The sequence below is a fragment of the Pseudoalteromonas sp. OF7H-1 genome (assembly GCF_022347825.1).
GTDB lineage: Bacteria > Pseudomonadota > Gammaproteobacteria > Enterobacterales > Alteromonadaceae > Pseudoalteromonas > Pseudoalteromonas maricaloris.
Genome location: NZ_JAKRFX010000021.1, coordinates 16,283 through 31,346, shown reverse-complemented (window position 1 = coordinate 31,346; position 15,064 = coordinate 16,283). Strand labels below are relative to the sequence as shown.

Here is a 15,064-nt window from a genome sequence, read left to right as displayed (position 1 = left end):
ATGAAAACTGTCAGCATTACATGACAAGCTACAGCCTCACACTATTTGAGAGGCTAGCTTAAATGATAGCAAGGCACATGTTTTCACTTAAAAAATTCAAAGCGGAACGGTGCTATCGGTTTAATTCTACTAAAAAGTATTTTTAGCAAAATTAAATCCAGTCAAAACTTGCACCTAGTAAGTTCTTTAATACAGTTAACTATCACCTCGATTTGACGGGAAAACCCGCATAAAGTGAATAAGTTATAGAGGCAGGAATGACCGAATACATTTTGTTGCTCATTGGCACAGTGCTGGTGAATAACTTCGTTTTAGTCCAATTTTTGGGCTTATGTCCATTCATGGGGGTATCTGGAAAATTGGATACCGCAGTGGGAATGTCGTTAGCGACCACCTTTGTTCTTACGCTAGCCTCAGTCACCAGCTACTTGGTCAATCAGTATATTTTATTGCCTCTCGACCTCACTTTTTTAAGAACGATGAGCTTTATTTTGGTTATCGCGGTAGTGGTACAATTTACGGAAATGGTGGTGCGTAAAACCAGTCCAACCTTGTATCGGTTACTGGGGATTTTCTTACCTTTGATCACCACCAACTGCGCTGTACTAGGCGTCGCACTACTTAATATCAAAAAAGACCACACCTTTTTAGAGTCTGCAGTCTATGGTTTTGGCGCTGCGGTTGGCTTTTCTATGGTTTTGGTGCTATTTGCCGCTTTGCGTGAGCGTTTAGCCGTCGCTGACGTGCCGACACCGTTTAAAGGTGCATCGATAGCAATGATCACCGCAGGACTTATGTCGCTTGCGTTTATGGGCTTTTCTGGATTGGTTAAGTTTTAGATATGACATTACTTTACGCATTACTTGCGCTGGGTGCGCTGGCGCTTATTTTTGGTATTGTGCTTGGCTATGCCGCAGTGAAATACCGAGTTGAAAGCAACCCAATTGTTGAACAGATAGACGCCATTCTGCCACAAACTCAATGCGGCCAGTGTGGCTATCCCGGCTGTCGACCCTACGCTGAAGCGATTGCGAATGGCGATGACGTAAATAAATGCCCTCCCGGCGGTGAAGCAACAGTGAAAAAACTGGCGGACTTAATGGGCGTAGAAGCAAAGCCACTAGCTGGCGGAGAAGACGCAGAGCCGGTCAAGAAGGTGGCTTACATTCGTGAAGACGAATGTATTGGCTGTACCAAATGCATTCAAGCTTGCCCCGTTGATGCCATTGTTGGTGCAACCAGACAAATGCACACCGTGCTCATCGACGAGTGCACAGGCTGCGATCTGTGTGTCGAGCCCTGCCCGGTCGATTGTATTGATATGATCCCGGTTGCACAGACCAAGCAAACGTGGAAGTGGCAGCTAGACGCCATTCCTGTGACACAGATTGATTAAGAGGTTTAAGTGGAAACATTACTTGAACAAATAGAAAGTGGAAAACTGTGGCAGTTCCCGGGTGGCATCCATCCACCAGAGCAAAAGACATTATCCAACCAACAACCGATTGCTCGTTTACCTTTGCCTGATAAACTAATTCTGCCCCTAAAGCAGCACATTGGTGCCAATGGTAGCCTGTTGGTTAACTCTGGCGATCACGTCCTTAAGGGTCAAGCATTGACGGCTCCCGGCACGAACTGGTCACTGCCCATCCACGCTCCCACATCTGGCACCATTGAAGCGATAAAGCCGATGCCGTCGGCGCATCCATCCGCGCTACCTGAGCTCAGTATTATTTTGCGCCCAGACGGTGAAGATAAGTGGACACCACTGAACCCAATTAGCGACATTAGCACGCTTGATAACAAACAGCTTATCGATATTATCCACCAAGCTGGTATTGCCGGTATGGGCGGTGCGGGATTCCCAACCTATGTCAAAGCAGACAGCCCAAAGCCCATTGAGTTTTTAGTCGTCAATGGCATTGAGTGCGAACCATATATTACAGCCGATGATCGTTTGATGCGTGAGCGCGCCAAAGAAATCATCGCAGGCGTCGAAGTGCTACAAGGTATATTGAAGCCACAAAAAGTGCTATTTGGCATTGAAGATAATAAACCTGAAGCCATTGCGGCGATCGCCGCAGCGGCTCAGCATAATCAGGATATCTTAGTCCGTAGTGTGCCAACCAAATACCCCTCTGGTGGTGAAAAGCAACTGGTCAAGCTATTAACTTCCAAAGAAGTACCAAGTGCTGGAATACCAGCGGATATCGGCGTACTGGTGCAGAACGTTGGAACACTGTTCGCAATTTGGCAAGCCATTTTTGAGGGTAAACCCCTTATTGAGCGTGTAGTTACCGTGACCGGTAATACCATTACTCAGCCAAGCAACGTGTGGGCTTTACTCGGCACTGAAATAAAGCACCTGCTAGACTCACAAGGCTTTTCGCCAGTAGAGGCGCAGCGCGTCGTCATGGGTGGTCCAATGATGGGCTTTACTTTACCATCGGTTAGGATCCCTGTGGTCAAAACCACCAACTGTATACTCGCGCCAGACAACCAAGAACTTGCGATCCCGGGTGATGAAAAGGCATGTATTCGCTGTAGTGCCTGTGCAGATGCCTGCCCTCAAAGCTTATTACCACAGCAGTTACAATGGTTTGCTAAAGGCAAAGAGTACCAAAAGTTAGAGGAATACAACCTCTTTGACTGTATCGAATGTGGTGCGTGCTCTTATGTTTGTCCAAGCGAAATCCCCTTGGTGCAATACTATCGTGTAGCCAAAGCCGATATTCGCGAACAAAAGCTCGAACAAGTCAAAGCAGAGCGTGCTAAAGAGCGTTTTGAGGCAAGAAAAGAGCGCTTAGAGCGCGAACAAGAAGAACGCCAAAATAAACATAAACGCCGTTCGGCGGGCGCTGCACCAAAAGCCGCAGATAAAGAAAAAGTGCAAGAAGCACTCTCACGCGTTAAAGATAAGCAGTCAGATAAATCCGCGGTTCAAGCTGCGATTGCACGCGCCAAAGCCAAACGAGGTGAGAACGGCGAGTTAGAGCCGGATAACAGCGCCATTGCTGAAGAGCGTGCAAAACGCAAAGCGCAGGCGCGTAAATATAAAGAAGAAAAAACTGACCAGCCTGAAAGCACAGATAAAAAAGATGCAGTAGCCGCCGCCATTGCTCGCGCCAAGGCGAAAAAAGCCGCGGCCCAAACTGCGCCTGAATCTGAGCCAGCCGCAGCAGATGATAAAAAGGCAGCCGTAGCTGCTGCAATCGCCCGGGCTAAAGCCAAAAAAGCAGCCGCAGAAGACACAGCTGAGCCTGAAGCCAATGCAGCGCCAAGCGATAAAAAGGCTGCCGTTGCTGCCGCAATTGCCAGAGCTAAGGCCAAGAAAGCTGCTAAAGAGGCGGAAGAAGCTGACGCAAGCGTGAGCGAACAAGCAGAAGCCGCCCCAACGGAAAGCGCCGAGGAAGATCCACGTAAAGCCGCCGTTGCTGCCGCAATTGCTAGAGCTAAGGCCAAGAAAGCTGCCAAAGAGGCGGAAGAAGCTGGCGAGAGCACAAGCGAGCAAGCAGAAGCCGCTCCAACGGAAAGCGCCGAGGAAGATCCACGTAAAGCCGCCGTTGCTGCCGCAATTGCCAGAGCTAAGGCCAAGAAAGCCGCTAAAGAAGCGGAAGAAGCTGGCGCAAGCGTGAGCGAACAAGCAGAAGCCGCCCCAACGGAAAGCGCCGAGGAAGATCCACGTAAAGCCGCCGTTGCTGCCGCAATTGCTAGAGCTAAGGCCAAGAAAGCCGCTAAAGAGGCGGAAGAAGCTGGCGCAAGCGTGAGCGAGCAAGCAGAAGCCGCTCCAACGGAAAGCGCCGAGGAAGATCCACGTAAAGCCGCCGTTGCTGCCGCAATTGCCAGAGCTAAGGCTAAGAAAGCTGCCAAAAAGGCGGAAGAAGCTGGCGCAAGCGTGAGCGAACAAGCAGAAGCCGCTCCAACGGAAAGCGCCGAGAAAGATCCACGCAAAGCCGTCGTTGCCGCCGCAATTGCCAGAGCTAAGGCCAAGAAAGCTGCTAAAGAGGCTGAAGAAGCAGGCGCAAGCGTGAGCGAACAAGCAGAAGCCGCTCCAACGGCAAGCGCCGAGGAAGATCCACGCAAAGCTGCAGTTGCCGCCGCAATTGCCAGAGCTAAGGCCAAGAAAGCAGCTAAAGAGGCTGAAGAAGCAGGCGCAAGCGTGAGCGAACAAGCAGAAGCCGCTCCAACGGCAAGCGCCGAGGAAGATCCACGTAAAGCGGCCGTTGCCGCCGCAATTGCCAGAGCTAAGGCCAAAAAAGCCGCTAAAGAGGCACAAGAAGCTGGCGAAAGCGTGAGTGAGCAAGGCGAAGAAACAAATGAGCCAACGGCGGGATCAGAAACAGACTCCAGCCGTACAGAGCAAGGTGCTGAGGGCACATCTGAGCAGCAACAAGCACTTAGCCCTGAAGCACGTAAAAAAGCCGCCGTTAAAGCCGCAATTGCGAGAGCAAAAGCGAAGAAGCAAGCGAAAGAACAAGAAGGAAATGAACCGTCATGAAACTAACCATGGCCTCATCCCCGCACAATCATAGCCATAAGTCGGTCAACAAAATCATGATGACCGTCATGGCAGCCTGTATTCCCGGGATCTTAGTCCAAACCTACTATTTTGGTTTTGGTGTATTGATCCAGTTGGCTTTGGCGCTTATTACCGCAAGCCTTGCTGAAGCGCTAGTGCTAAAGCTAAGAGGTCGAGCGATATGGTCCAGCCTCAGCGACGGCAGTGCTTGGCTCACCGCTGTGCTGCTGGCCATCAGTATTCCGCCGCTAGCCCCTTGGTGGATAACCGTCATTGGTGCATTTTTTGCCATCGCTATTGTAAAACAGCTATACGGTGGCCTAGGCTTTAATCTTTTCAACCCGGCCATGGCGGCCTATGTATTATTGCTGATCTCCTTCCCTGTACAAATGACTTCGTGGTCACCTATTCAAGCGCTCACGCTAGAGTCGCTAAGCTTTGTCGACCAACTCGCAATGATCTTTACCGAGTCCACCAGCCAAGGTGTTACACTTGACGTATGGCGTGCAGGCGTGATTGACGGTGCGACTGGTGCAACGCCATTAGACTCGGTAAAAACCGCTGTCTCACAAGGCTTAACCGTGAATGAGGCGATGAGTAAGCAGGGTTTTGGAGCGCTTGCGGGACTTGGTTGGCAATATGTTAACCTCGCCTTTTTGCTAGGTGGTCTTTATCTGCTAAAAGCCAAAGTGATCAACTGGCATATTCCAGTGGCCTTTATTGCCAGTCTTGGCCTTGCTAGCGCAATTGGCTATATCATTGCCCCTGAGTCAGAGCCCGGCACCCTATTCCACTTGTTAAGTGGCGGCGCTATGCTTGGTGCCTTTTTTATTGCCACCGATCCAGTGTCTGCCTCTACCACTAACTTAGGTCGCCTGATTTACGGCGCGGCAATCGGCTTTACTGTCTATGTTATTCGTCAATTTGGTGGCTACCCAGACGCCGTTGCATTTGCAGTTGTGATCATGAATATGGCAGTACCACTTATCGATCATTACACTCAGCCTCGTACTTATGGTCATGGAGCTAAATCATGATAATTCAATCGATGCAGAAAAATGGCCTCATCCTCGCGGCATTTGCACTGGCAACAACAGGAGCGGTCGCACTGATTAATGACCTCACCAAAGATAAAATTGCCAGCCAAGAGCAGCAGCATCTGATGCAACTACTTTCTCAGGTTATTGCAGCAGATAAGTACGACAATACTTTGTATTTGGATTGCACCACCAGCAACGCCTTAGAACTCGGCCCAGGCGGCCCGCACACCATTTACAGAGCCAGACTCAATGGCGAACCCTCAGCTCTTTTAGTGAGACATATCACACCGAAAGGCTACAGTGGCAATATCGATGTCTTAACCGCTGTCGATAGACAAGGTCTGATCTCAGGTGTGCGTGTAACGCGCCATGAAGAAACTCCGGGTCTTGGTGATAAAGTAGAGCTGGCAAAATCGGCTTGGGTAACGACTTTCAACGGCGTTCAAGTTAAAGGTGAAGCAGATCCTAAAATGAATGTGAAAAAAGACGGCGGTCAATTTGATTCATTTACTGGCGCAACCATTACCCCACGTGCCGTGGTAACCTCGGTAAATCAGGCCGCATGGTTTGCCAAAACGCATTTTGATGCGCTATTTAACGCGCCTAATACTTGCGAGGTGTCGCAATGAGTCAGTTAAAATCGCTCTTTCAAGAAGGTACATGGCAAAATAACCCTGCACTGGTACAGCTTTTAGGGCTGTGTCCGCTCCTTGCGGTGACTTCAACGGTAACCAATGCCTTAGGGCTTGGTATTGCCACATTACTGGTACTGGTTGGTTCTAACTTTACCGTATCCGTGGTGAGAAACTGGGTGCCAAAAGACATTCGTATTCCCGTGTTTGTGATGATCATCGCCGCCTTTGTTACGGTTATTCAACTGCTCATGAACGCTTATACCTTTGGTCTGTATCAGTCCCTTGGTATATTTATTCCGTTGATCGTGACCAACTGCGCCATTATTGGTCGTGCAGAGGCATTTGCTTCGAAGAATAGTCCGTTGTTATCGGTTTGGGATGGGTTAATGATGGGACTGGGTTTTGCACTGGTGCTATTTGTACTGGGTGCAATGCGCGAATTGATTGGTCAAGGAACACTATTTGATGGTGCCGAGCTACTCCTTGGCAACTGGGCAAGTGTATTGCGTGTTGAGATCTTCTCATTCGATCATCAATTTTTAGTTGCAATCCTGCCACCAGGCGCCTTTTTAGGCCTTGGTTTTTTGATTGCCGCTAAAAACATTATCGACGCTCAGCTCAAAGCCAAAGCAGCGCCAACAGCCGAAGAAGTAAAAGGTCCTAGAGCACGGGTCACTAACTTAAACTAATGCGGTAATAATGATGCCATTAAGCAGCGATACCGTCACTATCGCTGTTTAATGAAAATAACCGCATGCTACCGTCATTGAAATTAGCAAGTAAATCTTATGAATAAACAAAAACGTATAGAAATACTCACGCGACTCAGGGACGAAAATCCGCACCCTGAAACTGAGCTAGAATACTCGTCACCCTTCGAGCTTTTAGTTGCCGTTACCCTCTCAGCACAAGCCACTGATGTTGGGGTAAACAAAGCGACACGCAAACTCTTCCCTGTTGCCAACACGCCTGAGAAAATTCTGGAGCTTGGCCTTGAAGGCTTAAGAGACTATATCAAAACCATTGGTTTATTTAATTCAAAAGCCAATAACGTCTATAAAATGTGTCAGATCCTCGTCGACAAACACGGCTCCGAAGTTCCTGAAAACCGTGAAGCACTAGAAGCACTGCCGGGGGTCGGTCGCAAAACCGCCAACGTGGTACTAAACTGCGCTTTTGGCTGGCCGACAATTGCCGTAGACACCCATATATTCCGCGTCTCCAACCGCACCAAGTTCGCCATGGGTAAAGATGTGGTGGCAGTCGAGCAAAAGCTAGAGAAGGTTGTACCAAAAGAGTTTAAAGTGGATGTCCACCACTGGCTAATTCTCCATGGCCGCTATGTGTGCACCGCGCGTAAACCTAAATGTGGCAGCTGTTTGATTGAAGATTTGTGTGAGTTTAAAGAGAAGACTGATAGCTAATCTTTGTTTTAGCATAAGCACAACTTTTATTTGTGGTGGTTACCGTGAATTTGTTGTTTCGTAAAATTATTCAAGCGATATGAAAACACAGCTCGCTGCGTAAAGCAGCTCCTACTTCACGCCACATTCGTATCGACGTGATGGCTAGCCTAAGGCAATACCACTGCTGAATACCCTATTCCATCTGGTCCGTTACCAGTAGGGAGTTCAAATAAGGTTTTGCCAGATACAATATCTATAACAAGGACCTTATTTTTTTGGTAAGCGGATAAAAATAAAGTGCGATCGTCTGGATGGAGGATCACGCCTTTTGGTCCTGTTCCCGGCTCAAACTTTATTTGACGCAGCTTTTCTTTGTGCATTGCATCGATCACATCAAGGGTGTGATTCCTATAGTCTGGGATCACAGCAAACTGCTCATCGCGGGTAAGTAACACACGGTATGGAAAGCTATAGCCTTTCCATTGCTTAATTATACGCTCATTTGCTACATCAAACACGGTAACTAAGCCATCATCGTTGCTACCAACCCAGAGCTCTGAGCCACTTTTATTTATGGTGATAGCCTCTGGTACTTTTGGCATTGAAATTTTGCGAAGTAAGGCACCTGACTTTACATCTAATTCAGACACTGAATCTGCGCGCATATTTGTGGTGTAAACACGCTCGCTAGACGCCGGCAGCGCCACCATATGAGAACCTCTTTGCTCTGTTGCTATTACTTTATCAATTTTCCCCGACTCTATATCAACGATTACCACACTGTCGGAGCCTTCAGACGATACTGCAACGCGTTTTTGGTCTTTTAAAAACAACACGCCATGTGGCCTTGGATAACGAGACAAATCAATGGTTTTTACTTTTTTTGCTTGCCGAACGTCAAAAACACTTAGACTATTGCCACGTGCATAATTAGTGACAACAGCCGTATGCCCGTCGGCACTCATTGCTAATTCATGTGGTCCTCTGCCGGTTGCGAGCGTCAGCTTAATTTTTCGGCTGCTAAGATCGATGAAATCAACCGAGTTCCCCTTTTTATTTACAACAACCAATGTTCCCGACAAGTTATTTGTATCAGCCCATGAAGGGAAGCTGATTAAACACCCAAATAAGAACACATACACAACATAATTAACCAATCTCATTTTGACTCCTTTTGATCTGTTAGCTAGTACTGTTGTTTTTATCACTACTGTATTTATCATTGAAAAGCAATCGTAATACAGCCTTCAAAAACACCCTATCCCAAATTTAACTCAGACACGCCTGATACTCGAAACCTTCCTGTTTCCTATGTTGAATAGCACACTTTCCATCACTCGCAACAACTTCCTCGCCTACATCCGTTTTACAATTTCTGGAACATTTTCAAAGTATTGATTTCACAAATCACTACGCTTTCTTTATGCTAATGAAAGTCTTTAAATTTTAATGCGAATATCATTATGCTACCTGTCCTTCGTATCTTGTTGATAGAACAAGAGCCAGCTGTATTGCAATCGCTCTCAAGCAATCTGTCAAAAACGATCCCTAATTTTGAGCGAGAGGATGTTCAAATCGATATTATTGAATGCCTCGAACTTTCAAAAGCCTTGGAGCATGTCACTGAAGATGGTGATATTCAAGCTGTCGTGCTGAGTTGGGATGTGCACAACAAAAGTGGCGAACAAACCTATAGTCGCTTTATCGAGCAATTAAAAAGTATTCGTCTAGAATTACCGGTTTACGTTATTGGCGATGACACTAAAGGGCTTGAGATAGTCAACGAATCCGAGGAAATCGAGTCTTTCTTCTTTAAAGATGAAGTTATCTCAGATCCTGAAGCCATTTTGGGATATATGATCAATGACTTTGATGACAGAGCCGAGACGCCATTTTGGACCGCGTATCGCAGTTATGTCGGCGAAGCGAACGACTCTTGGCATACTCCGGGTCACAGCGGCGGTTCGAGCTTTAGAAACTCTCCTTATATCAAAGATTTTTATCAATTCTATGGCCGTAATGTCTTTGTCGGAGACTTGTCTGTATCGGTTGATTCGTTAGGTTCACTGTCAGACAGCACCAATACCATTGGCCGCGCTCAGGAATCCGCTGCGGCAACGTTTGAGGTTAAACGCACCTACTTCGTGACCAACGGTTCGTCCACCTCGAATAAAATTATTTTGCAAACCCTACTTCGCAAGGGCGATAAGGTGATCATCGACCGCAACTGTCATAAGTCTGTGCACTATGGCATTTTGCAATCGGCCAGTTTCCCAATCTATTTGTCGAGTATCTTAAATCCAAAATATGGCATATTTGCACCGCCTTCACTGGCCGATATTAAGCAAGCGATTGAACAAAATACCGATGCAAAACTACTGGTGCTCACCGGCTGTACCTATGATGGTTTGCTGAGCGACCTGAAACAAGTCGTAGAATTTGCCCATCAGCATGGCATCAAAGTCTTTATTGATGAAGCTTGGTTTGCTTACTCGCTATTTCACCCTAGCTTGCGCCATTATTCCGCCATTCATGCAGGTGCCGATTATGTCACTCATTCGGCGCATAAAGTCGTATCGGCATTTTCGCAGGCATCTTATATCCATATTAACGACCCTGATTTTGATGCTGATTTCTTCCGTGAGATTTACAGTATCTACGCCAGCACCTCGCCCAAATACCAACTTATAGCGTCTTTGGATGTGTGCCAGAAGCAGTTGGAGATGGAAGGCTATAAGTTACTCAATGCGCTGCTGAACCATGTTGCAGAGTTCAAACAGCAGATGGCCTCGCTCAAACATATTAAAGTGCTTGATAAGCAAGACTTTATGAACATATTCCCACATTTTAGTGGCGATAATATGGGGCATGATCCGCTTAAAATCCTCATAGATATTAGTGAACTACCATATTCGTTAAAGGATATTCATAAATTCCTGTTAGACGAAATTGGGCTGGAGATTGAGAAATATACGCACAGTACCATCTTAGTCTTACTAACCTTGGGTGGTACACGCTCAAAGATCATTCGTTTATACAATGCCTTAAAGAAACTTGATGGCGGCAAGGTAAAACTATCGAAGTCAACGCGACGCTCACGCTTACCTGAGAACTTACCCGCAATTGACCTTGCTTGTATTCCTAGTGATGCCTTCTACGGCGAGCGTGAATCTGTACCTATTAGCAAGAGCAACAACCGAATTTGTGCAGGCTTAGTCACCCCGTATCCTCCGGGTATTCCGCTTTTGGTGCCGGGCCAACATATTACCCAAGAGCATATTGAATATCTCAAGGAGCTGGCAGGCCAAGGATTGACCATTCAAGGTAGTTTCGATGGTGAGATCTACGTGCTGAAAGAGGAAAAATAACGCGAGCTAATATCATAATCCAGTACTAGGCAGCCCTGCTGTAAGATATCGCTGCCTAGTATAAACAACTTAAAGCACTTTATTTTTCTTTCCATATCCCAAATACTGATTCACCGATTTAATGTTAACCACTCACTAATTTAAGCGCTCGTTTGGCACACCTATTGCTTATAAAACCACAGATGTCATTTTTTTGATTTGGAGTTTTGTATGGAATTTGCGTTACTTGCTATTTTGGCTCTAGTGGTCGTTGCTTCCATTGTCGCTTCTAAGTACACCGATGTGGGTGGCAATCCTTATCCGTTTAATCGTAAAGAATCTGTTTTTACCACCGTTGAAGCATCGTTTCTACACTTATTAGAACGTGCAGTTGGCGATAGATATAAAATCGTAAGCCGCATTAAACTCATTGATGTGATTGAGTGCAAGCCGGGGATCTCTCCAAAAGCGCGTCGTGCCGCGGTAACTAAAGCTAAGAATAAGCAGTTGGATTATGTTTTGGTAGACAAAGAGACACTGAAAATTGTTGCCGCTGTTGATTTGGTCAATAACGCCAATAAAAACGGCCACAAAGCACAAAAAGACTGGTTTGTCAGTGGCGCTCTGGAATCTGCGGGTATTCCACACATTCGCATGAAAATCAAAAGTGGCTACCAAAGTGCGGAGGTTCGTGCGGCAATCTTGTTCAAGCTTGGCCAAAAAGTGGAGATGCCAAAGAAAACCAGAAACCGCACCTACAAACCTGCGGTACTGTCACCTTCACAGGCAAAAGCACAGTCAACTCAGTTGGCAGAAATCTAGCAAAACGGGCGTCAGCCCGTTTTTTGTTTTACCTATCAAAACCCCTTTCGTATAATAAAAGCAATTTTGACACTGGGGCTTTCCCCACCACAAATTAGGAATCTTTTGATGAAAGTAGGCATTATCGGCGCAATGGAGCAAGAAGTTACCATTTTGCGTAACACCATGGAAAACCCGCAAACATTGACCAAAGGTGGCTTTACTTTTTACACCGGCAAACTGGCTGGTCTTGACGTAACGCTTGTACAGTCTGGCATTGGTAAAGTGGCAGCGACGGTTGCGACAACTTTGCTTATCGACAATTTTGCACCAGATTGCGTGATCAACACGGGTTCTGCAGGTGGTTTTGAACCATCACTAAACGTCGGCGATGTGGTGATTTCAAATGAAGTACGTCATCACGACGTAGATGTTACTGCGTTTGGCTATGAAATTGGTCAAGTTCCGCAAATGCCTGCTGCGTTCACTTCGCATGCAAAATTAGTTGAAGCTGCAGAGCAAAGCGTACATGAGCTTGAAGGCATTCAAACTATGGTTGGTTTGATCTGTACGGGTGACTCATTTATGTGCGACCCAGTACGCATCGACAAGGCGCGTGCAGACTTCCCTACGATGTTAGCAGTAGAAATGGAAGGTGCGGCAATTGCGCAGGCTTGCCATTCTTTAAACACGCCATTTGTTGTGATCCGTTCGCTATCTGATATCGCCGGCAAAGAATCACCGCAATCATTCGAAGAGTATCTAGAAGTCGCTTCTGTTAACTCTTCTAAGATGGTGATGGCACTACTTAATAAGCTGGATAAGGTTACGCTTTAGTGCTCGACAGCTTGCTTCAGGCCCATGAGGGCCTGATCATTTTCTTACTGGCGATTTTTGCCAGCCTAGGGGTAAGGTTATCAACACTTTACCACCCTAATCTTATTCTTAGCCTTATATTTAAAGCGATTGCCGAAAAAGTTTATCGCCCTAAGGCCGCTTCTAGCTATCAACTTTTATCCGGTACACTCGGCTTCCTCCTACCAATATTAACCATCACTGTATTAACTTATGCGATTATTAGCTTTGCTTTTTATCCTAATTGGCTCGGTGGGTTGGTGTTATTTTTATGCTTAGATATTAGCCATGAAAGCCGTGCTAAGCGTATTTCCGCGCTGATAAAGTCAAAGCAAAAAGTGACTGCAAGAGCCGTGTTGCAAGGAATGGTAGCAAGAGATGTAGAGAAGCTAACAGAGCTTGGTATTTGTAAAGCCACCATAGATAGCACCGCATTAAATACCCTGCGCCATTTTTTTGTCATTGCTTTACTGTATCTAACAGCAGGCCCCTATCTCGCGCTATTTTATAAACTGTTACTACTGTGTGACCATGCTTGGCGGCAAGTAATGCTCCCCTCAAGCCGTTTTATGGCAAGCCTTTCCCGCATGATTTGGCTCGTTGAGTTTGTGCCTATTCGATTATTAATTACCTGCTTTTCGTTGCTACTTAGACCAAAGCAAACTTGGCACTACATTAAATACTACGGCCGTCACTTTAGCCAAACGAATACTGGATGGGCACTGAGCTTTTTTGCAGCAAATTTACATACACAACTCGCAGGGCCGCGCTTTTATTTTGGTGAACGTTATGACGTGATGCGGGTAGGTGCAAAAACGCAACCCTCAGCTGAGCATATTCAGCATTTACTCGGACTACTTAATCAAATGCGCTGGCTATTTATTGCCACTTCCGCCTTACTACTTGTAATTATTAATTTTCTCAGGCTGATGGCTTAGCATACTTAGAAATAAGCTCCCCACTTAGCCAAAAACAAAAAACCCAGCACAAGGCTGGGTTTTTGAATGCTCAGAAAAACTTACTTTTTCTTCACTGCTTTTTTATTTGGAAGGTCAGTGATTGAACCTTCGAAGATTTCAGCAGCTAGACCGATTGACTCGTTCAGCGTTGGGTGAGCGTGGATAGTAAGCGCTAGGTCTTCACCGTCAGCACCCATCTCTACTGCTAGACCGATTTCACCAAGCATTTCACCTGCATTGATACCAACCATAGCACCACCGATCACGCGGCCTGACTCTTTATCAAAGATAAGCTTAGTTGAACCTTCAGTACGTGCAGAAGCGATTGCACGGCCAGAAGCAGCCCACGGGAATACCGCAGTTTCAATGCTTAGACCTTGCTCTTTTGCTTCTTTCTCAGTCACACCAACCCAAGCGATTTCTGGATCTGTGTATGCAATTGAAGGAATACACTTAGGATCGAAGTAATGCTTCTTACCAGAGATAACTTCAGCAGCAACGTGACCTTCATGAACCGCTTTGTGCGCAAGCATAGGTTGACCTACGATGTCACCGATAGCGAAGATGTGATCAACGTTAGTCTTCATTTGCTTGTCAGTGCTGATAAAGCCACGCTCATCAACATTTACGCCCGCTTTGTCAGCGTCAATTAGCTTACCATTTGGTGTACGACCAACAGCAACTAGTACTTTGTCATAACGAACTTGGCCTTCAGGTGCTTGCTTGCCTTCGAAAGATACGTAGATACCGTCTTCTTTCGCTTCAACAGCAACCACTTTAGTAGAAAGCATTACGTTAAACTTGTCTTTAACGTACTTTTGGTAAATCTTGATAACGTCTTTGTCAGCCGCTGGTACTAGTTGATCAGCAAACTCAACTACGTCGATCGCTGAACCTAGTGAACGGTAAACAGTACCCATCTCAAGACCGATGATACCACCACCTAGTACAAGTAGCTTTTCAGGCACGTCTTTAAGCTCAAGTGCACCTGTAGAGTCGATGATACGCTCGTCTTCAGGAATGAAAGGTAGGCTTACAGGCTGAGAACCCGCTGCAATGATTGCGTTATCAAAGGTCACTGTTTTCGCACCGTCAGCACCTTCAACAGCGATAGTGTTAGAACCTGTGAACTTACCGTAGCCGTTAACTACAGTTACTTTACGCATCTTAGCCATTCCGCCAAGACCACCAGTAAGTTGACCGATCACAGACTCTTTCCATGAACGGATTTTGTCTAGGTCAATTTGTGGAGCACCGAAAGAAACACCGTGAGAAGCCATTTCTGCTGCATCATCAATTACCTTTGCAACGTGAAGAAGGGCTTTTGAAGGGATACAACCAACGTTCAAGCACACACCACCTAGCGTGTCGCGAGATTCGATTAGTGTAACGTCTAAACCTAAGTCTGCTGCACGGAATGCTGCAGAGTAACCACCAGGACCACCGCCTAGTACAACAACTTGAGTTTTGATTTCGTTGCTCATGTTATTACCTTAACTGTT

General features: G+C 46.4%; 13 protein-coding genes. 11 read left to right on the top strand and 2 right to left on the bottom strand.

Annotated elements, in window-relative coordinates; all coding sequences use genetic code 11:
* Positions 1-257: 257 nt before the first annotated feature.
* The 7 genes from rsxA (at position 258) to nth (ending at position 7,618) form a co-directional block, all read left to right on the top strand.
* Entirely contained in the window at positions 258-839 is a 582-nt protein-coding gene (rsxA, locus tag MHN30_RS20490; protein ID WP_010370383.1) for an electron transport complex subunit RsxA, read from the top strand.
* A 2-nt stretch (positions 840-841) separates the two neighbouring features.
* A complete protein-coding gene (gene rsxB, locus MHN30_RS20485) occupies positions 842-1,396 on the top strand; it encodes an electron transport complex subunit RsxB (protein ID WP_010370380.1) in 555 nt (184 codons plus the stop codon).
* A 9-nt stretch (positions 1,397-1,405) separates the two neighbouring features.
* Positions 1,406-4,498, top strand: a complete 3,093-nt coding sequence (rsxC, locus tag MHN30_RS20480; protein ID WP_239360940.1) for an electron transport complex subunit RsxC — start codon at positions 1,406-1,408, stop codon at positions 4,496-4,498.
* Positions 4,495-5,556 (top strand): electron transport complex subunit RsxD, encoded by a 1,062-nt coding sequence (gene rsxD / locus MHN30_RS20475; RefSeq protein WP_239360939.1) that lies wholly within the window; start codon positions 4,495-4,497, stop codon positions 5,554-5,556. Before rsxC ends, rsxD begins: the two co-directional genes overlap by 4 nt.
* Entirely contained in the window at positions 5,553-6,188 is a 636-nt protein-coding gene (gene rsxG, locus MHN30_RS20470; protein WP_239360938.1) for an electron transport complex subunit RsxG, read from the top strand. Before rsxD ends, rsxG begins: the two co-directional genes overlap by 4 nt.
* Positions 6,185-6,883: an electron transport complex subunit E gene (locus MHN30_RS20465; RefSeq protein ID WP_239360936.1), complete on the top strand. Its 699-nt coding sequence runs from the start codon at positions 6,185-6,187 to the stop codon at positions 6,881-6,883. The genes rsxG and MHN30_RS20465 overlap by 4 nt, the downstream gene beginning before the upstream one ends.
* 99 nt (positions 6,884-6,982) lie before the next feature.
* A complete protein-coding gene (gene nth / locus MHN30_RS20460; RefSeq protein WP_039491909.1) occupies positions 6,983-7,618 on the top strand; it encodes an endonuclease III in 636 nt (211 codons plus the stop codon).
* Between the two features lie 149 nt (positions 7,619-7,767).
* Here the strand turns inward: nth and MHN30_RS20455 are convergent, their stop codons facing one another.
* Complete coding sequence (locus tag MHN30_RS20455; RefSeq protein ID WP_130164731.1) at positions 7,768-8,763, bottom strand: YncE family protein; 996 nt, start codon at positions 8,761-8,763, stop codon at positions 7,768-7,770.
* 300 nt (positions 8,764-9,063) lie between these two features.
* On the opposite strand from MHN30_RS20455, the gene MHN30_RS20450 reads away from it, so the two are divergent.
* The 4 genes from MHN30_RS20450 (at position 9,064) to MHN30_RS20435 (ending at position 13,541) form a co-directional block, all read left to right on the top strand.
* A complete protein-coding gene (locus MHN30_RS20450) occupies positions 9,064-10,968 on the top strand; it encodes an aminotransferase class V-fold PLP-dependent enzyme (protein ID WP_239360935.1) in 1,905 nt (634 codons plus the stop codon).
* Between the two features lie 210 nt (positions 10,969-11,178).
* A complete protein-coding gene (locus MHN30_RS20445; RefSeq protein ID WP_010605979.1) occupies positions 11,179-11,769 on the top strand; it encodes a DUF2726 domain-containing protein in 591 nt (196 codons plus the stop codon).
* A gap of 108 nt (positions 11,770-11,877) precedes the next feature.
* Entirely contained in the window at positions 11,878-12,585 is a 708-nt protein-coding gene (mtnN, locus tag MHN30_RS20440) for a 5'-methylthioadenosine/S-adenosylhomocysteine nucleosidase (protein ID WP_017217969.1), read from the top strand.
* Entirely contained in the window at positions 12,585-13,541 is a 957-nt protein-coding gene (locus MHN30_RS20435) for a cobalamin biosynthesis protein (RefSeq protein ID WP_239360933.1), read from the top strand. Before mtnN ends, MHN30_RS20435 begins: the two co-directional genes overlap by 1 nt.
* An 80-nt stretch (positions 13,542-13,621) precedes the next feature.
* Here the strand turns inward: MHN30_RS20435 and lpdA are convergent, their stop codons facing one another.
* Positions 13,622-15,046 carry a dihydrolipoyl dehydrogenase gene (lpdA, locus tag MHN30_RS20430; RefSeq protein ID WP_010607389.1) on the bottom strand — a complete coding sequence of 475 codons (1,425 nt, stop codon included), beginning with the start codon at positions 15,044-15,046 and terminating at the stop codon, positions 13,622-13,624.
* Between the last annotated feature and the right edge of the window lie 18 nt (positions 15,047-15,064).

Bases quoted from the DNA above. Each gene is read 5' to 3' on its own strand.
- rsxA (WP_010370383.1), top strand. From the start codon at position 258: ATGACCGAATACATTTTGTTGCTCATTGGCACAGTGCTGGTGAATAAC.
- rsxB (WP_010370380.1), top strand. From the start codon at position 842: ATGACATTACTTTACGCATTACTTGCGCTGGGTGCGCTGGCGCTTATT.
- rsxD (WP_239360939.1), top strand. From the start codon at position 4,495: ATGAAACTAACCATGGCCTCATCCCCGCACAATCATAGCCATAAGTCG.
- rsxG (WP_239360938.1), top strand. From the start codon at position 5,553: ATGATAATTCAATCGATGCAGAAAAATGGCCTCATCCTCGCGGCATTT.
- MHN30_RS20465 (WP_239360936.1), top strand. From the start codon at position 6,185: ATGAGTCAGTTAAAATCGCTCTTTCAAGAAGGTACATGGCAAAATAAC.
- nth (WP_039491909.1), top strand. From the start codon at position 6,983: ATGAATAAACAAAAACGTATAGAAATACTCACGCGACTCAGGGACGAA.
- MHN30_RS20455 (WP_130164731.1), bottom strand. From the start codon at position 8,763: ATGAGATTGGTTAATTATGTTGTGTATGTGTTCTTATTTGGGTGTTTA.
- MHN30_RS20450 (WP_239360935.1), top strand. From the start codon at position 9,064: ATGCTACCTGTCCTTCGTATCTTGTTGATAGAACAAGAGCCAGCTGTA.
- MHN30_RS20445 (WP_010605979.1), top strand. From the start codon at position 11,179: ATGGAATTTGCGTTACTTGCTATTTTGGCTCTAGTGGTCGTTGCTTCC.
- mtnN (WP_017217969.1), top strand. From the start codon at position 11,878: ATGAAAGTAGGCATTATCGGCGCAATGGAGCAAGAAGTTACCATTTTG.
- lpdA (WP_010607389.1), bottom strand. From the start codon at position 15,046: ATGAGCAACGAAATCAAAACTCAAGTTGTTGTACTAGGCGGTGGTCCT.